The following is a 24,276-nucleotide window of genomic DNA, read 5'->3' on the forward strand; positions in this document are numbered from 1 at the left end:
AAAACTTTATTTATCGAATTCAAATTGAATTCAAAATCAAAATCGAAAAAAAGAACCCAATTCGTAAATGAATTGGATTCTAAATATAACTTCATCAACACCGGTTGACAGAGACCCGATATTTATATCAATACAGTCGTCCTTATTTTCGTAATGCGTTTCGATGGGTCAAGTAACCAGTCATCGCATTGACGCCACTCATAATGGCCGCAGTATGCGGGACCATATTTTCCGAATGCAAGGAGTATGGACTGTCCACACCTAGCCAGAACATGGTGCCCGGAATCTGATGAATCAGATAACCAAAATCTTCACCCGTCATGGCTGGTGCCGTCTCAATAAAGTTCACGTCGGCATCATCCTGCATGTACTGAATGAAGTCAGACGTGATGGCATCGTTATTCTCAACCGGATAATAGCCACCCTGATTGAGCTTCAAATCGATGTTACAGTCGTAAGCCAGCGCCACGCCTTCAGCAATCGTCCGTACCCGCCGTTGAATATGCAAATTCATCTCTTGCGTCAGGGCCCGAATCGTCCCATCAATTTGTGCTTCACCGGCAATCACGTTACCAATCGTCCCGGCGGAGAAGTGACCTAACGTCACGACGCCGCTTTGAATTGGATCAACGTTGCGGGCAACGATCGTCTGTAATTGTGACACGAGGGCTGCACCAGCCACGACCATATCGTTCGCTTGGTGTGGGTAAGCCGCATGACCACTCTTACCGCTAAGATGCGCATGAATCTCGCAAGTGCCGGCAAACAACGTTCCCATCCGGCACCCAATCGCACCGGTTGGTAGATTGGGATTGTCATGGAAGGCAAAGATTTCATCTGGCATCCAATCACCATCAAGAGCGCCACTTTCATACAGCCGTTGCCCACCCGAGGCGTTTTCTTCTGCCGGTTGGAACATAAAAATCATGTCCGTTTCAGGACGATTTTCGGCAAAGTAACTCAAAATGCCTAGCGCCACCGACATATGAATATCATGGCCACAAGCATGCATCACACCCGGATGAGTCGATGCAAACGGCAGGCCAGTGTTCTCAGTAACTGGCAAAGCGTCAATATCCGTCCGGTAACCGATGCGATAATCGTGCCGCTGACCACTAACTTTGACTAGAATCGCGGTATCAAGCGTTGGAATCGTTTTGACCGTCAACCAGTCTTGAGGCATCTTGGCAATGATTGATAGCAAGTATGCCTGTGTTTCGTGTTCCTGTAAGCCGATTTCCGGAATTTGATGTAAGTGTTGATAAATTGGAATTAAATCGGTTTCCCGTAAGACCATGGTTTATCCCCCTCACACTAAAGATTCCGTAATTCAGCCATCAATTCTGTCTTGCTCTTAGTCTTGTCGTCAATGTCTTTCAATTTACGAGCAGGCACCCCACCAACAACGGTGTTTGGCGCAACGTCTTCGATGACGACGGCACCGGCAGCCACAACGGCTCCCTTACCAACGTGCACACCTTCAAGGACAGCCGCATTCGCACCAATCAAGACATCGTCATCGATTTGAACTGGTTTTGCCGAAGGTGGTTCAACCACGCCGGCTAACACAGTGCCGGCACCAATGTGACAATTTTTACCAACGATTGCACGACCACCTAAGATCGCACCCATGTCGATCATGGAGCCTTCACCGATTTCGGCACCAATGTTAATGACCGCACCCATCATGATGACGGCATTGTCGCCAATCAAAACTTGATCCCGAATAACAGCACCAGGTTCGATTCGTGCGTTATATTGCTTCAAGTCCGCCATTGGAACGGCAGAGTTGCGCGCATTGTTTTCTAATTCATAATCTTCGATATTTGCAGCGTTAGCCTTTAAGAACGGTTCAACATCCGCCCAATCACCAAATAAGACCCCAGCGTTGCCGCTGAAGAAAGTTTTGATCGTTGCTGGAACGTTTAATTGGTCCAAAGCACCCTTCACGTATACTTTAACGGGTGTTTTTTTCTTCGCACTGCCAATGTAGTTAATAATTGATTGTGCATCTAATTTTGCCATCGGAGACCCTCCATAAATTTATTTAGCTTTTTCGCTGGTGGAAAAATCCTTCTCAATCATATCATATTGTTTGCCAATTTCATGGGTCAGAAAATTAAAACTCTTCATGAATTCGCGCCGAGTGACGATTCCCTCGAACAGATTATCGTCATCAACGACTGGGACAAACGGATTATCGATCATCAGATGCAAGGTGGCTTCCACGTCGTCAACATCGTGCACCGTCTTGACTTGTGTTTCCATCACATCTTGCACTCGCTGTTGCAATAGGACCTCGGTATTTAATTGATCAAATCCGAGCATCTGTTCAGTAATCAATGGTAATGAGACCAGTCCCTCAAAATGACCACTGTGGTCGAGGACCGGAATTTTGGAATACTTGATCTTGGTCAACACCAAAAATGCGTGATACAAATTATTATCAGTTTGGACATTTGCCACCATGTCGGCCGGAATCAAATAGTGGTCGGCATTGCGCGACAATAAGTCCGCAACTGGTTGAATTAACATACAAGCGCCCCCTTGACTAAGCTTTCATGTCTCTATTGTAACCGGAAACAGGCTCAGTTAAGTCACTAAATGCATTTTTTACCACAATTTAATTTTCAAAATGGAATTTTAGTTCCGGCACAGCTTGCATGCGCCGATTGTAGTATTGGACATCAATCGCAGTCGAACTGGTGGTAACAATGGCGTAGGTCCCACCGATACGTGCAAACTCCCCGCGTGGAAAAGTGATACTACCCGGATTCAAAACGAGCACCCCTTCACGACGCTCAACACCTAATTGATGGGTATGACCAAAGAATGCCAAGCGTGCATGGGCTGCCGTGGCATTAGCTAACAGGTGATCCAACCCCATGTTCACGCCAAACACGTGTCCATGGGTCATATAGACTGTCACGTCGTCAACCGTAGTTTGCACTTCAATTGGCATGTGCGTGTCAAAATCCATATTGCCCTGGACGATGTACATGTCTTTCAATAACGGATCATCATCTGATAGCTCGGAATCACCACAATGAAAAATTGCATCCACTTGATCACGATAAGTTTCTAGTAATCGAACGACAATGTCGCGGTCACCGTGACTATCACTTACAACTAAACATTTCATGCTTTTGACCACCATTCGTCGAATTTCGTCATAAGTTGGCGTAACGCCGCACCCCGATGACTAATCTGATTTTTTTGTGCCGGCGTCAGTTCTGCCAGCGATTTTTGAAACTGGGTTGACCAAAATAACGGATCGTAACCAAACCCATTATCACCACGCGGCGCAATGAGAATCCGACCCGCTAGTTCGCCGTTAACAACGAGTTTGGACCCACTCGGCTTGAGTGCAACTAACGTCGTATGGAACGTCGCCGTCCGCTTGTCTTCTGGAACACCACCGAGATTTGCTAATAATTTGGCATTATTGGCGGCATCATCGTGATCACCAGCATAACGTGCTGAAAAGACCCCCGGATCACCGTGCAAGGCGTCGACCATCAAGCCAGAATCATCCGCGATTGCGGGTAAACCGGTCGCTTCAACCACGACCGTCGCCTTCTTAGTGGCATTTTCTTCAAACGTAATACCATTTTCCTTAATCTCCGGAATATCAGAAAAGTCTGCCAGCGTCTTGATCTGGATGTCATAAGTGGCAAACATTGCGCTAAATTCTCGCGCTTTGTTCGGATTATTCGTTGCAATAATCAATGTCTGTGGTTTAGTCATTTGTTTCACTCCCTAAATCAACATGTTGTGCGTGAAAATCAGGCTGCTCCAGCCAGTCCCGTGCGATAGCTTCAAACTGCTCCGCCGCACCAGTCGTGTAGTATTCATCAGGATACTGTTTGGTGGCAGCATCGTTTGCGATATCTAAGTAATCGAGGACTGCCGAAACATCATTGATCGTCTCAGCACCAGAATCGATCAAAGTGACGCTGGGCCCCATCACGTTTTGAATCAGTGGCCGTAGCAATGGATAATGGGTACATCCCATTACCAGCGTATCAACTTGTTGCTTCTGCATTTGCTGCAATGATTCCGCAACAACGCGTTTGGCAACAGTTGAATGATATTCGTTCGATTCAACTAATGGGACAAACTTGGGGCAGGCCTCTGGAAAAACGGTCGCAGTCGGATCTTTCTTCAAAATCGCTTGGCGATAGGCATCGCTACGAATCGTCCCCTCGGTCGCAATGACCCCGATGCGATTCGTGTGTGAGGCTTTCAATGCGGCCCGCGACCCCGGTGCAATCACGCCAATCACCGGAATCGGTAGCTTTGCGCGTAAATCTGGCAGAGCCGCAGCAGTCGCCGTATTACAAGCAATGACCAGCATTTTAATTTGCTTAGCCATCAAGAAATCCGCCATTTGCCATGAAAAATCCCGCACCTGTTCGGTAGGTCGTGGCCCATATGGCAAACGCGCCTGATCGCCAATAAAATAAACTGTTTCACGGGGCAGCTGCTTCAACGCTTGCTTGACAACGGTCAGTCCGCCGACCCCTGAGTCCATGAATCCAATTGCATGTTCATTTGCCATTTTAAAATCTCCGTTCAATGAATTCTGAAACTTTATTATGGTCTTTTTTGAAATTGATTTCAAGCCAGACTAATTGCGACGAAATTGTAAAGTTTCCTTGGTTAAATTTAAAAAATCCGCCACATCATTAAAAACAAGGTATAATATTGATTATACAGTGGTTCAGATACCACGATTTTTGCATGGAAAGGAATTATCATGACGAACGACTTTTATTCTCAATTTGCGGGCAACTCGATCAAGGCTTCTATTCTCAGTGTAGAATTGTTGCGAGATGCCTTAATACCAAAATTATTGGGTGATGACAGTAGTGGCATTCTTTACTGGGCTGGTAAGGACTTGGCGCGCCAATTTCCTGTCGCTAGTGATGATGATCTCGTGATGTTTTTTGAACAAGCTGGCTGGGGCCACCTCATTGTAATGGATACTAGCGATGAGCTCATTACTTACGAATTGACTGGTGAGCCAGTTGCACGGCGTAGCGCCGCCATCAAGTCACCGGATTTCATGCTCGAAACGGGCTTTCTAGCCGAACAGTCGGCGCTTCACACTAATTGTGTCAGTGAAGCTAAAATCACTTTTCAAAATCGCATGCGGCTGCGCATTTCAGTGACGATTGACCACAATCAACCAATTATTAATCATGATCCGGCCACCCCAATCGAAATCGTCCGCCCACAAGTTGAGCAAGATGACGAAACTGAAGAAGCACAATAAAACGGTCATTTTGACCGTTTTTTTGTGTCGAGCGGCTCTGCATAACAAAACAACGACCAGCTCAAGAATGATCATCATTCCTGAACCGGTCGTTGTTTTTAACCAATAAAGTGGCGAATAGGCTATTTCATTGGCCCAACCCTGGACCGCTATTAGCGATTCAGAATCACTTGTTTATAAATACTGATCTAAAGTTTGTTTGATTTGATCCTTGGAATGGTAGCCAACTAATGTATCGACGACTTCGCCATCCTTCTTAACTAATAAAGTTGGGATACTCATGATACCAAAGTTGCTGGCCGTTTCTGGGTTCGCATCGACATCCATTTTGTTGAACGTCACCTTGTCACCCATTTCATCGGCTAACTGTTCGACAACTGGTGATTGCATCCGGCAAGGACCACACCAAGTTGCCCAGAAGTCAGTTAACGTAACCCCTGAAGCAGTATCCGTTGTAAAAGTTTTATCAGTAGTTGCTGCGACCATGTAAATCGGCCTCCTTTTCTTATTCTGTTACTTATAGTAAGTATACCAGTAACGTCCGGGAACACAAACAATTTGCTCACAATTTAAGTGTTATCGGAAGGACTCACTACCATCATTAGCCTGAGTGGCAATTGAGTGCTTAAATATTGTTACTTGAACTGGACTTCAGTCGCCCCGTTGCCACCGTGATTGGGCGCCGCAAAGTGGAACGACTTGACTTGACGATTCGACTTCAGGTAATTGGTAATTCCCTCGCGGAGGGCACCAGTTCCCTTACCGTGGACGATGGTCACTGACGGATAACCCGCGAGCAGTGCCGCATCAATGTAGCGGTCAACTTGAGTCATCGCGTCCTCATACCGCACGCCCCGCAAATCGAGGTTCGGCGAAACGTGGCTGGCGTTGGCACTCTGGACTGTTGCCCGCGCCCGTTTCGGTTCTGGTTCCGGTGTGACGCGCTCTAAGTCACTGTCACTGATCTTCATCTTCAAGATACCCAGTTGAACTTCCCAGGCGTGCTTGCCCATCCGTTGCATTAAAACGCCCCGTTGTCCGTACGATTTGACGAGGACATCGTCACCTTCATGAAACTCATGTTGGGCTTTAGCCCGGCGCAAAACTCGGTTCTTCTTCAGCTTAGGTTGCTGTTCAAGGGCATTCAAGGCTCCCTTGGCATCAATCAGCTCATTTTCTTTGACATTCGCCGTACCGCTGGCTAATTGCTTTTTACGCAAATCACTGATAATCGCATCGGCCTTGGTCTTACTCTCTTCAACGATCGTATTGGCTTGAACCTTGGCATCTTCAATCAGCTGATCCTTACGTTGTTGATAAGCGTTGAATTCACTCTTCAGTTGCCGGTGCAGTTTTTCTGAATCAGCCACTTGGGCCTTCAAAGCGACTTGCGCATCCTCAACTTGCTTACGTTTAGTGACCAAATCGGCAATCATTGCGTTTAAATCTTGACTATCGGTATCTGTCAGCGAGCGTGCCTGGTCAACGATTGACTGTGGAATCCCCAGCCGTTGTGCAATATCAAGCGCATTACTACGCCCTGGAATCCCGACTAATAATCGATACGTTGGCTTAAGCGTCTGCTCATCAAATTCCATGCTGGCGTTGATCGTATCCGGTCGATTAAACCCGTATGCTTTCAATTCTGGATAGTGGGTCGTTGCGACGACTTGGGTGCTTTTAGCGCCAATCGCATCCAAAATCGCAATCGCGAGTGCGGCCCCTTCTTGTGGGTCGGTCCCGGCACCTAATTCATCGACCAACACTAAGCTGTGTTCATCGATTTGAGCCAGGAAGCTCTCGATATTTTCCATGTGTGACGAGAACGTACTCAAATTCTGTTCGATTGATTGTTCATCACCAATGTCTGCAAAGATTTCATGATAAACGCCGACCCGGCTCCCCGCTTCAACTGGGATAAACAGCCCAGATTGGGCCATTAGCTGCAGTAACCCCAGTGTCTTCAAGGTAATCGTCTTACCACCGGTGTTCGGACCAGTGATCACCATCGCTTGATAATCGATACCTAAACTGATATCGTTGGCGACCACTTTTCGCGGATCGATTAAAGGGTGCCGTGCTTGTCGCAAGTAGACCTCATTGGACGGCGACACTTCTGGTTCAGTTGCGTGCATATCATGGGCATAGCGCGCCTTGGCATTGATAAAATCAAAGTGACCTAAGATGGCCGCGTTGTGAATAATTTCTTCTTGATAAGGTGCAATCAAGTTAGATAATTCTTCCAAGATACGTTGTTCTTCTTGTTTTTCAGCCACTTGGTTTTGCCGCAATCGGTCATTTAAGGCCATAACTGCCTGTGGTTCGATGAAGAGCGTCTGTCCACTGGCACTTTGGTCATGCACGATGCCACCAAACCGCCCCCGATTTTCGGCTTTGACCGGAATCACATAGCGGTCATTACGAATCGTAATAATCGGATCACTCAAATACTTGGCATCATGGCCACGTGTATAGTGTCCCATTTGATTTCGAATTTCAGTCTCTGTCCGGCGAATGCTGCCCCGAATGTGGTTCAATTCTGGGGACGCATCGTCAGTAATATGACCGTCACCTTCAATCGCCGTTGCTAACCGCTTGGTAACCTCTGGCAACGTGACTAATTCATCGACTTCATCGAACAAATGTCGAATGTCATTTTCGGGTGCATCAGCCAACAAATCCGCAAAAAAGCGGGTAATCGCACGGGTTGTCCGTAAAACCCGTGCCACTTGACCCAGCTCACTACCGTTCAAGGTCGCACCAATGGCCAGGCGTTTCATATGTGGTTGGATATCTGCTAAACGGGCGACTGGAATCCCACCCTTTAACCGATAAACTTCCACCCCATCATTGGTTTCGTCCAAGGCGCGCTGAATATCAGCGACCGTGGTCATCGGCTGTAAGTCGTTCAATGCTTGTTGCCCCGTCGCCGAAACGAGGTATGGGGCGAGTTGTTGTTTAACTTGTTGATACTCTAGCGTATTCAATACTTTGGAATTCAATAACATCCCTCCGAAGTTCCAATGAATTACGGAAAGTCGCAAAAAAACGGACAATGCAATTACTTGTCGGCATCATCCGTTTGCATTTTCAATAATTCAGCTTGTTTGTCCACCTGGTCTGAGATTGCGTTAAAAGCGAGTAACGTCGCAATTTCCGTATCCGACATATCAGGTGCTAATTTTTTAAGTTGTGTAATTTGTTCATTCATCATCCGCGTCACCGTTTGCATGTGACGGTCAGATGCCGTGCCGATGATCGTGTAAGTATGACCATCAATTTCCGCTTTGAAGCGGCGCTTATTAGCAGTCATCAACATCCAGCTTCCTTTCAATAACAATAATATTCTAGCATGGTTAGGCCTTTTTTGCGACCGTTAGAACCGCAGTAGGCCCTTCAAAAAGAGCCCGCGGACCTGGGTCCACGAGCTCAACATTACGGGTGACTATTGCATACCACCATCATCGGCTAAGAAGGTGTTCAGCACTTGCTCAACCATATCCCATTCATCATCGGATTCAATGAGTTGCAATTCGCCATTATCGCCATCTTCTGGGTCATAAATGTAGGCTTGAATATCAACTTCATCATCGGCCGGTGCATCTGCCGGGTAAATTAAGATGTAGGAATGACCATAGTCTTCCGAATCAAACGTGAATAAAATATTAAATAGGGTTTCATTACCCTCGTCATCAACTAAGGTGATAACGTCGTTGTCTTTACGATCTTGGTTTTGACTCATGTTAGTTCCTCGCTATTCTTGTGTGAGTTTGCCATGGCGATCCAAGTAATTTTGTAAGATCAAGCTAGCAGCTAGCTTATCGATCACCTTTTTGCGTTTCTTGCGTGAGGTGTTCGCCTCTTCGACGAGCATCCGCTCTGCTTCGACGGTCGTTAACCGTTCATCTTCGAAGTCTACCGGTAAGTGAAACCGAGCCGTCAATAGCTCACCATAATGTTGAGCGGCTTCAGCCCGCGGTCCCAGCGTATTATTCATATTCTTTGGCAAGCCGAGGACAAAGCCCCCAGCATCCAACTCGGTCACAAGTTCAGCGACCCGGTCGATACCGAATTCTTCAGCATCCTCATTAATACGAATAATTTCAACGCCTTGTGCCGTCCAACCAAAAGCATCGCTAATGGCAACGCCCACAGTTCTGGAACCAACATCCAACCCCATTAACTTCATGCATCAACATCCTTATCTGCCTTTAAATAAGACTTGACAAGTTCCTCGATAATCTCGTCACGCTGATGCTTCCGAATTAAGTTCCGAGCATCGTTTAAGCGCGGGATATACGCCGGATCACCAGATAGTAAGTAACCGACAATCTGATTAATCGGGTTATAGCCCTTCTCTTGTAATGCTTCATAAACCGTTGTTAGCGTATCATGGACATCTTTAACGCTATCATTATCGAAGTCAAAGTACATTGTTTTGTCTAATGAACTCATATCAAGCACCTCCCGCTAGTTTCCGCTTCTTGTCTATTTTACTAAATGCCCATATGAAGTACAATCAATCCACTTTGATGTAACACATTCGTAATAATAAACGGCGAAATCGGTTCTTTTCTGCAATAATTACATCATTTACAGGTATTTTTCATTAATAAACCGCTCTGCCAATTGGCGGTCCACGCCACGATAATCTGACATACGTCGTGCTAGTTATTATTTAGCATGAATCATGGTTAAAAGATGCCAATGCTTAAGTTCCAGAACAGCCAGCTTAGACCCGCTGGAAAATAGGGCGAGTTGGCGTAAATCTGCTGTTGCGGAGACGTCCTACGCCGGCTTCCAGGCATTCTGGGCAATGGCCGGAACGTGGTGGACAGATTTAAGCCGACAACCCACGTCTTAAATACTGGTCTTTCACTAACCAAGCAAAAGACACTTGCTAAGTGAAATTTCACCACTGGGCCTTGCCCAGAATACCTTCCAGCCGGGATCCTATTCGAAAGGCAGATATATGCGGACCCAATTTTTAATGGACTGATTGCTGATTCATATCAAACAGTACAGCTGTTATCTAACTGTCAGATTTGTTTTATCTAAAACTTTTTTCTTGATCATTAGGCTATCGTCTAGTCTCATCAGTACAGGAGTGTGTTGATTACTATCCTTTACTTGATATGTTTTCGAATCAGACTAAATATGAACTACTTAATGCTTTGAAATCAGCAATCCTGTCATTTAATAACAAGGTAGTTTCGATTAGATCCGCTCAACAAAATCTTGGCCTGCAAATTCCAGATGAATTTTATTGCCATCATCGATACCAACTCAAAGTTTGTCTGAAGGACCCGTCACCCAGCATTTAGTGGTCAGTTACACCATGTAAGGTGGCCGTTCATCTGCCATTCGAGCGGCTTCCCGACTGGAAGGGCTGGCTGACAATGCTCAAAGGCGAAATTCTTCTTGTCCGGGCGGTTTTCCCGGGCTAGAAGAAGACTCGTATTTGAAATTGCGCAGTGGGTTTCTGCGTGAGTTCAAATCGATGTCCGCCCTGTTCCAGCGTTGTCAGCCGGCCCCGGAAGTCGGACTAGGATGCTCCCGGCTGACAAACACTAAGCTAACTAAACTGGCATCTTTTAATCATGATTCATGACGAACTAACTAGCAAAATGCATAGGCACCGCATCGGTGTTGATTTCGCGATTGATTACCAAAAATCACGGGCTGGCCGTTAAGCATTGCCATATCAAAAAAACGGCATTTCAAATCGAATTGAAAAACCGTTTCTCTGATAAATTTATTATTGTGTCTGCTCAGCTTAATTACAGCGAGTTCATGAGCAAACTTCCAGGCTTACTAATTACTGTTCAGCTAACCAATCATGAGCAGCTTTCAGTGCAGCAGGTAATCCAGCGGGCTTCTTACCACCAGCTTGGGCCAACGTTGGCCGACCACCACCGCCACCACCAACTTGTGGTGCAATGGCTTTGATCAAATCACCGGCTTTGATGCCTGCTTTGACCTTGTCATCACTCACAGCAACTAACAAGTTGACCTTTTCACCGATTACAGTACCCAAAACCAACACGTCTGAATATTGCTTCGTCTTCCAAGTATCAGCTAACTGCCGTAGTTGATCCATGCCAGAAACTTCAACTTGTTGTGCAATCAAGGTGGTGCCATTGACCGTATCGACCTGGTCAAAGACAGCGCCAGCTTGTTGCTTAGCTAAACGACTTTCGAGACTGGCACGTTTTTGTTGTTCGGCCTTCAAGTCGGCTTGCAACTGGCTGATCTTAGTTGGCGTATCAGCTAACTTAGGCGCCTTGACTTGTGCAGCCACTTGCTTCAAGGTCTGTTCTTCACCAGCCAACAGTTCAAAGGCTTCCTTCGACGTAACGGCTTCAATCCGACGAGTCCCAGCACCAATCCCGGTTTCGGAAACGATCTTGAACAAGCCAAGTTCGCTACTGTTCTTAACGTGGGTCCCACCATCGAATTCAATTGAGTAATCCCCGATTGAAACGACACGGACAATTTTACCGTATTTTTCAGTAAAGACCGCGATAGCGCCCATCTTATGACCCGTTTCTTGGTCGGTTTGGATGGCAGTTACCGGCAAGGCCGCCCAGATTTTATCGTTAACGATTTGTTCAACCTTGGCGAGTTCTTCATCCGTAACTTGGCCAAAATGGGTAAAGTCGAAACGCAGGTAATCAGGTTCAACCAGTGAACCCGCTTGCTTCGTATGTTCACCTAAGACATCGCGCAGCGCTTGATCCAGTAAGTGGGTCGCCGTATGATTTTTCTCGACCTTGTTATGGAAGGCAAGATCAACATTCAAGGTGTAGGTGGTATCCTTGTGCATTGGCTTCAAGACTTCCACCGTGTGCAAATGTTGCTTGTTAGGCGCATTTTGAACATCCGTCACCTTGGCCACGGTTGTACCGTCGGCATCTAAAATAACCCCACGGTCGGCAACTTGACCACCCATTTCGGCGTAAAATGGCGTTTTACTGAAAATCATTTCAGCCTTACCACTGTCAACATGATCGACTAAGGTCTCGTCCACGATAATATCGTTCAACGTCCCCTGCACATCCGTCAATTCATCGTAACCAACGTATTCACTCGGCGTCTTGATGTCAATCAACAAACTGCGTTGCACGCCCATTGATTTGGCCCCACTCCGCGCATTACGAGCACGATCACGTTGGGCCTTCATTTCGACTTCGAAGCCGGCTTCATCAACGGCTAAGTCTTCATCGCCAGCGTATTCCTTCGTCAATTCAAATGGGAAACCGTACGTATCATACAGTTTGAAGGCATCCTTACCTGCTAAGGTCGTTTGACCAGCCTGCTTGGTTTCGGCAATCAAATTATTCAGGAGGTTCAACCCATCATTCAAAGTTTCGTTGAACCGCTTCTCTTCACCGGCCACAACTTTTTCGATATAGTCACTGTTTTTCAACACGTCGGGATAATGTGAAACCATGATTTTACCGACAATTGGCACTAATTGATCCAGGAAGGCTTCTTTTAAGCCCAGCTTTTGGCCGTGTAAAATGGCCCGCCGAATCAACCGCCGAATGACGTAGCCCCGGCCTTCATTAGAAGGTAAGGCGCCGTCACTGATGGCGAACGTAATTGCACGCGCATGGTCAGCAATCACCTTGAACGACACGTCGTCCTGGGCATTGTCACCATAATGCTTGCCATCACTTAATTCTTCCGTCTTGTGAATGATCGGCAAGAATAAGTCGGTTTCAAAGTTCGTTTTGGCATTTTGGAAGACCGAGACGACCCGCTCGAGACCCATCCCCGTATCAATGTTTTTACGTGGTAATGGTTCATAGGTATCTTCTGGCGTGTGGTTGAATTGTGAGAAGACGATGTTCCAAACTTCCAAGTAGCGTTCGTTTTCCCCACCTGGATAGTTTTCAGGATCATCATCGGCTAAATTATTAAAACTTTCACCACGGTCATAGAAGATTTCTGAATCGGGGCCGGATGGGCCTTGACCAATATCCCAGAAGTTATCTTCAACCTTAATGATATGGTCAGGTTTAACGCCAGTCTCTTCCCAGAACTTAGCCGCATCGGTATCCTTAGGGTAAACCGTCATGTAAAGCTTCTCAGGATCCCAGCCAAACCATTTTGGTGAGGTCAAAAGTTCCCAAGCCCAGCTGATGGCTTCCTTTTTGAAGTAATCACCAACCGAGAAATTACCGAGCATTTCAAATAAAGTGTGATGCCGTGCGGTCCGCCCAACATTTTCGATATCGTTGGTCCGAATACTCTTTTGCGAACTCGTCATCCGCGGATTATCAGGAACAACTGAACCATCGAAATATTTCTTCATCGTTGCGACCCCAGAGTTGATCCACAATAACGTTGGGTCATCGACTGGAACCAGTGAAGCACTCGGCACGATGGTATGGCCTTTTTCATGGAAAAAGTCGAGATACATTTGCCGAATCTCACTACTACTTAATTTTTTCATCTAATTCTGGCACCCTTTCTTACGCTCCAAATTAAGGCAAAAAAACACCGTTGCTAGCAAAGACGCTGTTAACGCGGTACCACTTTGCTTGCAACGATGTGTTCGTTTACCTCTTAAGCTCATTAACGCTGAGACGCGGACTAGTTTGCTAGTCATTCATTCTTAGGTAGCATCTAACGTCCACCGCACTTTTTCCAGCAGCCAAAGCGTCTCTAGACCGATATGGGCGTTAAATATGTCCTTACTTTGCAAAGTATAGAAAACTTAGCCGACGTTGTCAATACACGCCCACCAATTTCTCTCGACATCGCTGAAAAATCAGCTTAAGATTTACGATCTTTACGGGCCTTTCGAGCAGCGGCGCGTTGTTCGATTCGCCGATCCATCCGTGCTTTATCACTGATCTTCTTGCGAATACGGCGCTTATAGCCTGGTTTGACCTTTTTCTTCGACTTTTTGACGTAACCAATCAACGTTGGATCGAGCTTTTCCTGCTTCGGCCCCCGTTTGGCCCGCCGATTACGGTCATACGAATCAACGATTTCACCATCGCGGATTGCTTTTGGCTTAAACTTAATGCCCATCGCTTCAACCGCACTGACTTTGTCTTCTTCACCAGGGCTATAGAGCGTAATCGCCGTCCCGGCCATGCCATTGCGACCAGTCCGGCCGACCCGGTGAATGAAGAATTCCAGGTCATTCGGAATATCATCATTGATGACGTGCGAAACGCCTTCAATATCGATCCCACGAGCTGCCAAATCGGTCGCCACAACGAACTGATACTTCAATTGTTGGACGTCGCGCATCACGCGCTTACGTTCCCGGGGTTGAATATCACCATGAATCATGGCAACGGTCAGTCCCTGTTGCCGCAGATAATGCGTCAACTCTTGAACCCGTTCCTTGGTATTCGCAAAAATGAGGACCAAGTACGGTTCACCAATCGTCAGTAAGCGGTAAATGATACTATTCTTGTCATGACTCTTCGTTGAAATCAGCCAATTGTCAATCGTTGGACTAATCACGGATTCAACCGGAATTTCTTCCATAACGGGGTTGTTCATGTACTTTTTCAAGAATGGCGTTAGCTTTTGCGGCATCGTGGCTGAAAAGACTAACATTTGTAAATCGGCAGGCATCCGCCCGGCAATTTGATCAACCACGTTTAAGAATCCTAAATCGAGGGTCATATCAGCTTCATCGACAACTAACTGGGTGGCCCGGTGCACGTCCAGCGATTGGGAACGCATCAAATCCAAAATCCGACCTGGTGTCCCAATAATCAGTTGGGGTTGGTGCCGGTGTAACTTTTCGATTTGTTCTTGCTTATCGGTCCCACCGACGTACAGTCCGATGTGAATGGCTTTAGGACTGTGCTGAATCAACTGCTTGGCTGCAGCCTGAATCTGGTAAGCTAATTCCCGACTAGGTGTCGTAATAACGGCTTGAACGTAGCGCTCATCCGCATTTAACTGATTGATCATCGGCAGCAAGAAGGTATGGGTTTTCCCACTCCCGGTTGCTGATTGCCCAATCACACTGCGTCCAGCGGCAATCACTGGAATCAGCTTTTCTTGCACCGCAGTTGGTTTGCGGAAGTTGATTTCAGTCAACGCCTGCATCAAGAACGGCTGCAATTTAAAATCTTCAAAACTTGCGGTCATAGTTAAACCTCTTTCTCATAATCAGTTGCGACTTGGTCAAGTTCCCGAACCACTGTCTCAATCTCTTGTTGGTCTGCTGCCTTGGCGCCACTAGCCAGCGCGTGGCCCCCACCGTCATGCAGTTTGGCAACACCATTGATTGACGGCCCCTTTGACCGAAGGCGAATCCGGAAGTTGCCCTCTTTTTGTTGGACGAAAATAGCCCAGCATTTAACGGTATCGATTCGCCCTGGCAGTGGAACGACCCCAGCCGTACTAGCATCGCCGATTTCAAATGAATTTAGAATATCATTGGTTAAAATCACGTAAGCGGCACCGGAATCGAGCTGAGTCAGATGCTCGTAGACATAGGCAGAGAGCCGAGCAACGGGTAAGGTAATCGTATCTTCAATGCGGTTAACCGCTTCGGCATCAGCGCCAGCCTCCATCAACGCAGCAGCTGCCCGCATGGTGCTAGGCTTCGTGGCTGAATATAAGAACCGGCCGGTGTCACCAACGATGCCTGCATAGAGTAGCCGGGCAGCGTTGGCGGATAGTGTTAATTCCGTCGTGAACTCGGCGTACCAGTTGTAAATCATCTCACTGGTACTCGAGGCGTCCACGTCGACCCACTGGGGATCGCCAAAAGCGTCGTCGTTAGGATGATGGTCAATTTTGACACAGGTTGCCCCGTGATTCCAGAATTCACCATCAACCCGGGGCTGATTAGCCGTATCTAGAACTAAAACTAAGGCGTCCTGATAGTCAGCCTCCGTCACTTCGTCCATCTGACCTAGCCAGTCAAAGCCATGGTACTGCTTGCCGGGCGTCAAGACCCGTTTGTCAGGGAAACTAGTGGTAATAATGTCAGCTAATCCAAGCTGGCTCCCAATGGCATCGGGATCTGGGCGTTGATGCCGATGGATAATAATTGTTTTTGCTTGTTTAATTAAGTCTAAAATTGCTGTTTGGACGGTCATATATGAACCTTCTTACTCTCATAATTTACTGGTGGCGAATCAAACTGTCACAGTACTCCAGTATACCGAAGAATGGGCGGCGCGCCAAATAAATTAATTATCATTTGGATATAACGGTAAAGTCAGGTTCTCAAAAGCCAGTGGGGCTAACCCAGTCAACGTGATGCCTAATAGCCGGATGCCAGAGGAAAAATGCTCATCAACAACGTCCTCAAAAATTTCTTCGGCGTACTGGTCGAACAGTACCGGGTCGTTCGGAATAAATTCAGAAAATGTCCGCCGCTTGGTAATCGTGACAAAATCACCATACCGTAGCTTTAAAACCAGTGTCTTTCCATGCCGTTGATGAGACTGCATGCTAGCCGCAACTAATTTGGCAATTGCCTTAAGATGTGCCGTGACCTCAGTCGTGGACTGTAGGAATGGGCCAAACGTGCGCTCCTTGCCAATCGACTTTCGTTCCCGCAAATATTCCACTGGCCGGTCATCGCTCCCCCGAACACGCCGATACAAGATGTACCCCAACTTACCAAACTGCTGAATCAAATCTAGCTCCGAGCGTTCATACAAGTCTTGACCAGTCATGATTCCTAAATCATGCATCTTGGGCACCGTCTTTTTACCGACCCCGCGGAATTTTTCAATCGGTTCTCGTAATAAAAATGATTCCGCGTCCTGAGGCAACACGATGGTGACACCAGCTGGCTTCCGGTAATCTGACGCTAATTTTGCGATGAACTTGTTATATGAAATTCCCGTCGAACAAGTCAAATGAGTCTGATGCCAAATTTCTTGTTGTAATTGATGGGCGAGCGCCACCGCACTATGCATTTGTTTCTTATTGACCGTCACATCTAAATAAGCCTCATCAAAAGCGATTGGCTCGATCATATCGGTATACTCATGGAAAATTCGATGAATCTGAGCAGAAACCTCTCGATATAACGGAAAATTAGGCGTCTTAAAAACAGCTTTGGGGCACAATTCCAACGCCTTAGCTGCTGGCATCGCCGAGTGGACGCCAAATTGACGGGCAACGTAATTTGCCGTTGTGACCACCCCACGACCACCAGTCTGACGCGGATCATGTGCAATCACCAGTGGTTGTGTCTTATACGCCGGATTTTCCCGTTCTTCAATTGACGCGTAAAACGCATCCATATCCACGTGAATAATTTTCCGACTCGTATCAACCCGAATCGGTGCTTCAATTATCGACTGTGCCACTGGTATCGCCCTCCATCCTTTATCGTTTATTTGGTTATGTATGTGCTAAAATTCAAAGTTAACTGCAGCCAGCTTAAGCTCACTTGGCAGCACCGCATTTTTATGTGAGCTTGCTTAAGTGTTCACAGTGGGTACACCTCTTTGGCCTTAACCACCATCGCTGACCAACAAAACTAGTACTCACCTTTGAAACCTGACAAACTTTCACCTAAGCTAGTCTCTTTATTATACACGAACGTACGTTCAAGCGGGTGCTAAAAGTCTCAGAAAAGCAAAAAAAATAAGGGCAGCCATTACTGACCACCCTTACCTCATCATACTTATTTAGCTTCAGAATCGCTTGCTTCGTCCGTTGCACTGGCAGCAGATTCAGCTTCAGAAGTTGCTTCAGATTCCGCAGCAGCGCCGGATGCGGGTGCAACCGTCTTAGCTTGTGCATCTTCAGCTGGTGAAATTTTAGCAATTGCATTCAAATCGAATACCAAGTAAATCCCGTCACAGTCTAACGTAACCGTCTTTTCAGTTTCGTTAACTTCATCAACGACCCCGTGTAAACGACCAATCGTTGTGACCTTGTCACCACGTTTGATTTTGTTGAGCATCTGTTGATGTTGTTGTTGCTGTTTCTTTTGTGGACGGATCATGAAGAAGTACAGAAATGCAAACATGACCACGATGAACAAAATTGATGCCATTGATCCCATTTAATATCGCTCCTAATCTTAGTAAAAGTTTGACTATCTTTAACTTTAACAAATTACAGGTTGAAATACCAGTATCGCTAGAAGTTTTTCGGATTTTTCTCGTTAAATCCGTACATTTCAAAGAAGTTCTGCCGGAACTCTAGTAAATTATCGTCCATGATGGCTTGGCGAACTTGTTGCATCAGATGCAATAAGAAATACAGGTTGTGATAACTCGTCAACCGAAGTCCAAAGGTCTCGTCAGCCTTAATCAAGTGTCGGATATATGCCCGGGTGAAGTTACGACAAGTATAGCAATCGCAGTTATCATCCAGTGGCGTAAAGTCGTGAGCGTACGCGGCATTTTTGACAACCAAGCGGCCATGTGACGTCATGCAGGTCCCATTACGCGCAATCCGCGTTGGCAAGACACAGTCGAACATGTCAACCCCACGAATGGCCCCGTCAATCAAGGCATCCGCTGAACCAACGCCCATCAAGTAGCGTGGCTTGTTTTCAGGTAGCAGTGGCGTCGTAAAGTCAAGCACGTGATTCATTTCAGCTTTGGATTCCCCAACGGACAGACCACCGATAGAATAACCTGGGAAATCCAGGCTGACTAAGTCCTTAGCACTTTGTTCCCGTAGATCCTTGAACCCAGCACCTTGAACGATACCGAATAAGCCTTGGTAGTCCGGATGTTGATGAACCTTCAAGCCTCGTTCAGCCCAACGACTCGTCCGGGCGACGGATTTGCTGACATAGTCATAACTTTCGAAGAATGGCGGACATTCGTCCAAGCTCATCATAATGTCTGGACCGAGGTCGTTTTCGATTTGAATCGCTTTTTCAGGTGACAAGAACATCTTGGAGCCATTCAAATGATTCTTGAAATGCACCCCTTCTTCCGTAATATCACGGTTCTTGGCCAGTGAGAAGACCTGGAAGCCACCTGAATCGGTCAAAATCCCCTTCTTCCAGTTCATAAACTGGTGTAATCCGCCCGCTTCCTTGACGATTTGTTCGCCAGGACGTAGCCAGAGATGGTACGTGTTGGATAAAATCACGCCTGCCCCCATCGCATCCAGTTCTTCGGGTGCGAGGGACTTGACACTTGCCTGAGTCCCGACTGGCATGAACATTGGGGTCGGGAAAGTCCCGTGGGGTGTAATCAATTCACCTAAACGGGCCCCAGTGTGTTTTTCTTTCTTAATCAATCGGTATTTAATTGCCGGTTCCATAGTTGTTCCTCCGTATCAAAATGTTGCTAAACTCAAATAATGATAGCACGAAATCCAGCCGTGAACCAGTCACAACGATCAACAGCAGCCAACCATCTCATGATGAGCGCCCCCATGCAGAGATAAAATAACAGCACTATACTGGCCGTTTCGAAAATTCACAACTCAACTTCGAAACAGCCGTCACAGTGCTGTCACTATCATTTAATCATTGTAATCAGCTGGAACGTGCCACGTGGTGCACCATTTTGCGGTGTCGCTCACAGACACAACCGCTATCTTAGCAAGTTACACTCACTGACTAGTGAATGAACATCGCATCACCGAAGCTAAAGAACCGGTACTTCTCGTCAATGGCATGTTGGTAGGCTTTCAAAATCATATCGCGTCCTGTGAACGCAGCCACCAGCATCACTAAGGTTGACTTTGGTAAGTGGAAGTTGGTGATGAAGGCATCCACGACTTTCCATTGATAGCCGGGTTTGATGAAAATATCCGTCCAACCAGAATCTGGCTTAATTTCACCATCAAACTTGCTCCCAATCGTCTCCAAAGTCCGAATCGACGTCGTCCCAGTGGCGATGATCCGACCACCATTTTGGCGAACTTCATTCAACGTCTTCGCAGCGTCTTCATCCAATCGGTAGAATTCGCTGTGCATCTTGTGATCATCGATATTATCCTCTTCAACTGGTCGGAATGTGCCCAGCCCAACGTGCAACGTCAAATAAACCAGTTTGACACCCTTATCTTGGACTTTTTGCAATAATTCTTTTGTCCAATGAAGCCCAGCGGTTGGCGCTGCGGCAGAACCGTTTTCCTTGGCATAAACCGTTTGGTAACGGTCAGGGTCATCGAGTTTTTCCTTGATATATGGTGGTAAAGGCGTCTCGCCCAAGCTTTCGAGGATTTCCATGAAGATCCCATCATAGTGGAATTCAATCATCCGAATGCCGTCTTCTTTTTCAGCCGTGACGGTCGCCGTTAACTTACCATCGCCAAATGAAATCACGGTACCGACTTTGGCGCGTTTGGCAGGCTTCATTAGGGTTTCCCATTCATCACCCTCAGTGTTGTGAAGTAAGAGTACTTCAGCATGACCACCGGTTTCAGGCTTAACGCCGTACAAACGAGCTGGCATGACCCGCGAATTGTTCATAACAACCGCGTCGCCAGGATTAAGTTGGTCGATAATATCGTAGAAATGCTTATCTTGCATTTCACCTGTTTTCCGATCCAACTCTAATAACCGTGAACTGTCTCGTTTTTTGATCGGTGTCTGAGCGATTAGTTCGTGTGGTAAATCATAATCAAAATCTTCAAGTGTTAAACTCATGTTGTGACCTCTTATCCTAATTTATTTTGCGGGTATGGGAACCCTAAGTGTTGATAACCCTTGATCGTGACGACCCGACCGCGTTGCGTGCGTTTTAAAAACCCAATCTGTAATAAATAGGGTTCGACAACTTCAGCAATGGTATCCGTTTCTTCACCAATATTGGCCGCAATCGTCGCCAGTCCAACTGGGCCGCCATCGTAATACTCTAGCATCGTCCGTAACAGTTTGTTATCCGTCTCATCTAAACCAGCATCATCGACACGTAAATAAGTCAACGAGCGATCCACGATGGCTTCATCAATAGCGTCCTGATTGGCAACCTCCGCAAAGTCTCGAATCCGTTTGAACAACCGGTTGGCAATTCGTGGCGTTCCACGTGAGCGCCGCGCAATTTCGTGCGCACCAGAAGGCTTGATACTCGTTTGAAAAATGTCAGCTGTTCGCTTCACAATGTCCGTCAGATCAGCAACTTCGTAGTAGGCCATATGTTCAACGATTCCAAACCGATCCCGTAACGGCGCGGACAACATTCCAGCACGAGTCGTTGCACCAATCAACGTGAATGGCGGTAACGGAAAGTGGACCGGATGTGCGGTGGGCCCTTGACCGACAACGATGTCGACAAAAAAGTCTTCCATCGCAGAGTACAGCATTTCTTCCACGATTTTAGGCAATCGATGAATCTCATCAATAAATAAGATATCACCAGGTTGTAATTCGTTCAAGAGTGCGACTAAATCACCTGGTTTTTCAATAGCTGGGCCACTGGTCGTCCGAATATTGACCTGCATTTCATTAGCAATCACCATCGCTAACGTCGTCTTTCCAAGACCGGGCGGGCCATATAGTAGGACGTGGTCTAATGATTCTTCACGCTTACGAGCAGCCTCAATATATACGCTCAACTCATGTTTGACGCGGTCCTGACCAATATACTGGGCTAACGTTTGCGGACGTAGCGATTTTTCTAACGACGCTTCTTCGTCATTGGCCTTATCACCAGATAATAACTTGTCATCGTCCATTCGTTACCCCTCCTATCTATTTCTTCATCAACAATCGTAACCCTTCACTCAGCAGAGCATTCGTATCGGATGCCTGAGTTTGGCTGAAGGTTTCTAACTTCTTCGTCACTTTTTTGACGTCCGCTTTGGAGTAGCCGAGTGCTTCCAATGCAGCCAAGGCATCCGCCAAGGCACCGTCAACTGCCGGCGCTTCAACTTCTAACGCAGTTTGACCCGTCACATCAACGTTCAAGTCATTTAATTTACCTTTTAAATCTAAAACAATTTGTTGGGCGGTCTTCTTGCCGACACCTGGGAAACTCGTTAAATAAGTCGCGTTCTCTTGATTGATGGCTTGAATCAGGCCAGCATGGTCATTATTGGCTAAAATCGCCAAGGCCGACTTTGGGCCAATTCCGGAAACACCGAGTAGCTTCTCGAATAAGGCTTTTTCGTCCGCATCGAAGAAACCAAACAGGCTCATGCCATTATCACTCACGGCTTGATGGATATACATTTTAACGTCAGTTTGCCCCACTTGGTAACGGTAAGGATTAGCCGTCAACACCTTGTAACCGATGCCGCTAACTTCAATTACCACATACCCGGGGGTCACATCGGTCACTTGACCGAGAAAATATTCATACACAGAGAAAACTCCTTTAAATAAAACGTATGTTTGCTTGCTAAATTGTACCACATTACACGTTCTAACGTGTAGTATTAGTTGGGTTGATGTGGCTCAACCCACTGGCAGTTCCTCATTTCTGTATTTTACTAGCAATCTAATCGTTAGTGTCCTGACGCTTTGTGCTAATAATTATTTGTCATGAATTATGATTAAAACATGACAGTTGGTTGGCGTCCTGTTCGTCAGCCGATGCGCGCCTTATTCCGACTTCCGGGGCCGGCTGACAATTGCTGGAACGTAAGCCGACGTCGATTTGAACTCACGCAGAAAACCACTGCGCAATTTCAAATACGAGTCTTATTCTAAGCCGGAAGAAGCCCACTTCCGACTAAGAATAATTTGGCTACTGAGCATTGTCAGCCGGCCCCTCCAGTCGGGAACCCGCTCGAATGGCGGATGAACAGCCACCTAACTTGATACAATTGACCACTGAATATTAAGCGACTAGTCCTTCAGGCTGAGGCTTATTCGGTAGGGATAGTGATTGATGGCAATTAATTACTGAGAAGATTACCTGAATATTATTCGCCCATCGCAAGACTGCAAATTTCAATGCTAACTAATGACTGTCTACTGAGAACCAACGACCATGTCATCAAAAGTTAGGTCCACACATGTCCGCCTTTCGAATACCATCCAGGCTGGAAGGCGTTTCTGACAATGCTAAGTGGTGAAATTTCACTTAGCAAGCGTTTTGTGCTTGGTTAGTGAAAGACCAGTATTTAAGACGTGGGTTGTCGGCTTAAATCTGTGTCCACCACGTTCCAGCGTTGTCAGAAATGCCTGTAAGCCGGTGTAGGACGCATCCACCACAGAAAGTTTACGGTAACTCGCACTGTTTCCAGCGGGTTTCAGCTGGCAGCCCTTGAACTTGCATGCTTTAATCATAATTCACGACAACTCAACTCACACAATCTATTTTCGCACCCCTACACCATGCATAAATGCTTGCCGGCATTCGGTCATCGTGCTATGCTCAGAACCTTAGGAGGAATTATCGATATGCAAATCAAGCCATTTACGGCGCTATTGCCGACCGCATCCGGTCTAACTAAAATTCAAACCGCTACCACTGACTGGAACGCTGATGATCAGCACGTTCAACCTGGTGAAAGCTATTACTGGTATGAATTGACGCACAATGGTATTCACCAGTGGCGGTTAATCGCAAGCTGGCCAGTTGACCAAACAGTGACAACAATGGTGCCCGGTACCATCAATACCGTCCTGTACCAGCAACAACCAGTTATCGAGATGCTCATTGATGACTGGGTCGGTCATTTCGCGCCAGTTGTTGAAGTCACCGACCCCCAAAACGTGACGCACCGGTTGTGGCAGATTACCGAGTCCGAAGTGAACGCTGACATTACCGCTGCAATGGCTCCGGTCACACCACAAAAGACCTGGTTAACCACAGTGAGCACGCCGCTCGTCATGTTGGTGGCGACCACGGAATGGCAGAAATTCCCAGAGGCACCCACAATCCCTGAGCAGCTAATTGCGATGGCAACCGCATAAGTTATCTTAGCAGCGATTCGCTTCATTTATTCAAATACAACTGGCCTAAGTATCTTTGACTGGGCCACCTGAATAGCCTGCGCTGGAATCTTGCTGGATTCCAGCGCAGGCTGTTTTTATGAATTCTCGTCGCAATCCATCATTCAATCAATAAATCCCCCAAAAATAAAAGAGTGGGTGGCTACCCAACACACTGTTCAAAACATGT

General features: G+C 46.7%; 23 protein-coding genes. 2 read left to right on the forward strand and 21 right to left on the reverse strand.

The annotated features are described in order from the left end of the window. Positions 1–142 precede the first annotated feature (142 nt). From MZO40_RS07580 to racE, 6 genes are all read right to left on the reverse strand, one after another. Entirely contained in the window at positions 143–1,297 is a 1,155-nt protein-coding gene (locus MZO40_RS07580) for an N-acetyldiaminopimelate deacetylase (RefSeq protein ID WP_088771067.1), read from the reverse strand. Positions 1,298–1,314: 17 nt separating this feature from the next. Next, complete coding sequence (gene dapD / locus MZO40_RS07585; RefSeq protein WP_050339331.1) at positions 1,315–2,025, reverse strand: 2,3,4,5-tetrahydropyridine-2,6-dicarboxylate N-acetyltransferase; 711 nt, start codon at positions 2,023–2,025, stop codon at positions 1,315–1,317. A gap of 18 nt (positions 2,026–2,043) precedes the next feature. Further along, on the reverse strand, positions 2,044–2,535 hold the full coding sequence (gene cbpB / locus MZO40_RS07590; protein WP_050339332.1) for a cyclic-di-AMP-binding protein CbpB: 492 nt from the start codon (positions 2,533–2,535) through the stop codon (positions 2,044–2,046). Between the two features lie 88 nt (positions 2,536–2,623). Beyond that, complete coding sequence (locus MZO40_RS07595; protein ID WP_088771066.1) at positions 2,624–3,142, reverse strand: metallophosphoesterase; 519 nt, start codon at positions 3,140–3,142, stop codon at positions 2,624–2,626. Beyond that, positions 3,139–3,747, reverse strand: a complete 609-nt coding sequence (locus MZO40_RS07600) for an XTP/dITP diphosphatase (protein WP_088771065.1) — start codon at positions 3,745–3,747, stop codon at positions 3,139–3,141. The genes MZO40_RS07595 and MZO40_RS07600 overlap by 4 nt, the downstream gene beginning before the upstream one ends. Next, positions 3,740–4,561, reverse strand: a complete 822-nt coding sequence (gene racE, locus MZO40_RS07605) for a glutamate racemase (RefSeq protein WP_050339334.1) — start codon at positions 4,559–4,561, stop codon at positions 3,740–3,742. Before racE ends, MZO40_RS07600 begins: the two co-directional genes overlap by 8 nt. 198 nt (positions 4,562–4,759) lie before the next feature. On the opposite strand from racE, the gene MZO40_RS07610 reads away from it, so the two are divergent. After that, positions 4,760–5,278, forward strand: coding sequence for a YslB family protein (locus tag MZO40_RS07610; protein WP_003639146.1), 519 nt, complete (start codon positions 4,760–4,762; stop codon positions 5,276–5,278). A gap of 174 nt (positions 5,279–5,452) precedes the next feature. On the opposite strand, the gene trxA is transcribed toward MZO40_RS07610, so the two are convergent. From trxA to ruvA, 15 genes are all read right to left on the reverse strand, one after another. Then, positions 5,453–5,764: a thioredoxin gene (gene trxA, locus MZO40_RS07615; protein WP_003639147.1), complete on the reverse strand. Its 312-nt coding sequence runs from the start codon at positions 5,762–5,764 to the stop codon at positions 5,453–5,455. A 149-nt stretch (positions 5,765–5,913) separates the two neighbouring features. Then, the gene (locus MZO40_RS07620) at positions 5,914–8,280 is read right to left on the reverse strand and encodes an endonuclease MutS2 (protein WP_050339335.1); all 2,367 of its coding nucleotides are present in this window, start codon (positions 8,278–8,280) and stop codon (positions 5,914–5,916) included. A gap of 59 nt (positions 8,281–8,339) precedes the next feature. Beyond that, positions 8,340–8,591, reverse strand: a complete 252-nt coding sequence (zapA, locus tag MZO40_RS07625) for a cell division protein ZapA (protein ID WP_050339752.1) — start codon at positions 8,589–8,591, stop codon at positions 8,340–8,342. Between the two features lie 132 nt (positions 8,592–8,723). After that, complete coding sequence (locus MZO40_RS07630) at positions 8,724–9,020, reverse strand: DUF1292 domain-containing protein (RefSeq protein WP_050339336.1); 297 nt, start codon at positions 9,018–9,020, stop codon at positions 8,724–8,726. 12 nt (positions 9,021–9,032) lie between these two features. Continuing rightward, on the reverse strand, positions 9,033–9,467 hold the full coding sequence (ruvX, locus tag MZO40_RS07635; RefSeq protein WP_003639151.1) for a Holliday junction resolvase RuvX: 435 nt from the start codon (positions 9,465–9,467) through the stop codon (positions 9,033–9,035). Then, positions 9,464–9,733, reverse strand: a complete 270-nt coding sequence (locus tag MZO40_RS07640; protein WP_003639152.1) for an IreB family regulatory phosphoprotein — start codon at positions 9,731–9,733, stop codon at positions 9,464–9,466. The genes ruvX and MZO40_RS07640 overlap by 4 nt, the downstream gene beginning before the upstream one ends. Positions 9,734–11,096: 1,363 nt before the next feature. Continuing rightward, positions 11,097–13,739, reverse strand: coding sequence for an alanine--tRNA ligase (alaS, locus tag MZO40_RS07645; RefSeq protein ID WP_088771064.1), 2,643 nt, complete (start codon positions 13,737–13,739; stop codon positions 11,097–11,099). A 323-nt stretch (positions 13,740–14,062) separates the two neighbouring features. Continuing rightward, positions 14,063–15,406 carry a DEAD/DEAH box helicase gene (locus tag MZO40_RS07650; protein WP_021337345.1) on the reverse strand — a complete coding sequence of 448 codons (1,344 nt, stop codon included), beginning with the start codon at positions 15,404–15,406 and terminating at the stop codon, positions 14,063–14,065. Between the two features lie 2 nt (positions 15,407–15,408). Beyond that, the gene (locus tag MZO40_RS07655; protein WP_088771062.1) at positions 15,409–16,365 is read right to left on the reverse strand and encodes a bifunctional oligoribonuclease/PAP phosphatase NrnA; all 957 of its coding nucleotides are present in this window, start codon (positions 16,363–16,365) and stop codon (positions 15,409–15,411) included. A 93-nt stretch (positions 16,366–16,458) separates the two neighbouring features. Next, positions 16,459–17,592, reverse strand: a complete 1,134-nt coding sequence (dinB, locus tag MZO40_RS07660; protein ID WP_105962050.1) for a DNA polymerase IV — start codon at positions 17,590–17,592, stop codon at positions 16,459–16,461. Between the two features lie 320 nt (positions 17,593–17,912). Then, positions 17,913–18,296: a preprotein translocase subunit YajC gene (yajC, locus tag MZO40_RS07665; protein ID WP_050339340.1), complete on the reverse strand. Its 384-nt coding sequence runs from the start codon at positions 18,294–18,296 to the stop codon at positions 17,913–17,915. A gap of 77 nt (positions 18,297–18,373) precedes the next feature. Beyond that, a complete protein-coding gene (tgt, locus tag MZO40_RS07670; RefSeq protein ID WP_003639158.1) occupies positions 18,374–19,516 on the reverse strand; it encodes a tRNA guanosine(34) transglycosylase Tgt in 1,143 nt (380 codons plus the stop codon). 301 nt (positions 19,517–19,817) lie between these two features. Further along, positions 19,818–20,852 (reverse strand): tRNA preQ1(34) S-adenosylmethionine ribosyltransferase-isomerase QueA, encoded by a 1,035-nt coding sequence (gene queA, locus MZO40_RS07675; protein WP_003639159.1) that lies wholly within the window; start codon positions 20,850–20,852, stop codon positions 19,818–19,820. Positions 20,853–20,863: 11 nt separating this feature from the next. After that, entirely contained in the window at positions 20,864–21,880 is a 1,017-nt protein-coding gene (gene ruvB / locus MZO40_RS07680) for a Holliday junction branch migration DNA helicase RuvB (RefSeq protein ID WP_050339341.1), read from the reverse strand. Between the two features lie 16 nt (positions 21,881–21,896). Continuing rightward, complete coding sequence (gene ruvA / locus MZO40_RS07685) at positions 21,897–22,508, reverse strand: Holliday junction branch migration protein RuvA (RefSeq protein WP_088771059.1); 612 nt, start codon at positions 22,506–22,508, stop codon at positions 21,897–21,899. Positions 22,509–23,552: 1,044 nt separating this feature from the next. Between ruvA and MZO40_RS07690 the strand changes: the two genes are divergently transcribed. After that, positions 23,553–24,068 (forward strand): DUF1015 family protein, encoded by a 516-nt coding sequence (locus MZO40_RS07690; RefSeq protein WP_050339343.1) that lies wholly within the window; start codon positions 23,553–23,555, stop codon positions 24,066–24,068. Positions 24,069–24,276: the final 208 nt, after the last annotated feature.

Origin of the sequence: Lactiplantibacillus sp. B652 (assembly GCF_023806745.1) — a bacterium.
Classification (GTDB): Bacteria; Bacillota; Bacilli; order Lactobacillales; family Lactobacillaceae; genus Lactiplantibacillus; species Lactiplantibacillus pentosus.

Coding starts and splice junctions, on each gene's coding strand:
- MZO40_RS07580 (WP_088771067.1), bottom strand. CDS start 1,297: ATGGTCTTACGGGAAACCGATTTAATTCCAATTTATCAACACTTACAT.
- dapD (WP_050339331.1), bottom strand. CDS start 2,025: ATGGCAAAATTAGATGCACAATCAATTATTAACTACATTGGCAGTGCG.
- cbpB (WP_050339332.1), bottom strand. CDS start 2,535: ATGTTAATTCAACCAGTTGCGGACTTATTGTCGCGCAATGCCGACCAC.
- MZO40_RS07595 (WP_088771066.1), bottom strand. CDS start 3,142: ATGAAATGTTTAGTTGTAAGTGATAGTCACGGTGACCGCGACATTGTC.
- MZO40_RS07600 (WP_088771065.1), bottom strand. CDS start 3,747: ATGACTAAACCACAGACATTGATTATTGCAACGAATAATCCGAACAAA.
- racE (WP_050339334.1), bottom strand. CDS start 4,561: ATGGCAAATGAACATGCAATTGGATTCATGGACTCAGGGGTCGGCGGA.
- MZO40_RS07610 (WP_003639146.1), top strand. CDS start 4,760: ATGACGAACGACTTTTATTCTCAATTTGCGGGCAACTCGATCAAGGCT.
- trxA (WP_003639147.1), bottom strand. CDS start 5,764: ATGGTCGCAGCAACTACTGATAAAACTTTTACAACGGATACTGCTTCA.
- zapA (WP_050339752.1), bottom strand. CDS start 8,591: ATGACTGCTAATAAGCGCCGCTTCAAAGCGGAAATTGATGGTCATACT.
- MZO40_RS07630 (WP_050339336.1), bottom strand. CDS start 9,020: ATGAGTCAAAACCAAGATCGTAAAGACAACGACGTTATCACCTTAGTT.
- ruvX (WP_003639151.1), bottom strand. CDS start 9,467: ATGAAGTTAATGGGGTTGGATGTTGGTTCCAGAACTGTGGGCGTTGCC.
- MZO40_RS07640 (WP_003639152.1), bottom strand. CDS start 9,733: ATGAGTTCATTAGACAAAACAATGTACTTTGACTTCGATAATGATAGC.
- alaS (WP_088771064.1), bottom strand. CDS start 13,739: ATGAAAAAATTAAGTAGTAGTGAGATTCGGCAAATGTATCTCGACTTT.
- MZO40_RS07650 (WP_021337345.1), bottom strand. CDS start 15,406: ATGACCGCAAGTTTTGAAGATTTTAAATTGCAGCCGTTCTTGATGCAG.
- MZO40_RS07655 (WP_088771062.1), bottom strand. CDS start 16,365: ATGACCGTCCAAACAGCAATTTTAGACTTAATTAAACAAGCAAAAACA.
- yajC (WP_050339340.1), bottom strand. CDS start 18,296: ATGGGATCAATGGCATCAATTTTGTTCATCGTGGTCATGTTTGCATTT.
- tgt (WP_003639158.1), bottom strand. CDS start 19,516: ATGGAACCGGCAATTAAATACCGATTGATTAAGAAAGAAAAACACACT.
- queA (WP_003639159.1), bottom strand. CDS start 20,852: ATGAGTTTAACACTTGAAGATTTTGATTATGATTTACCACACGAACTA.
- ruvB (WP_050339341.1), bottom strand. CDS start 21,880: ATGGACGATGACAAGTTATTATCTGGTGATAAGGCCAATGACGAAGAA.
- MZO40_RS07690 (WP_050339343.1), top strand. CDS start 23,553: ATGCAAATCAAGCCATTTACGGCGCTATTGCCGACCGCATCCGGTCTA.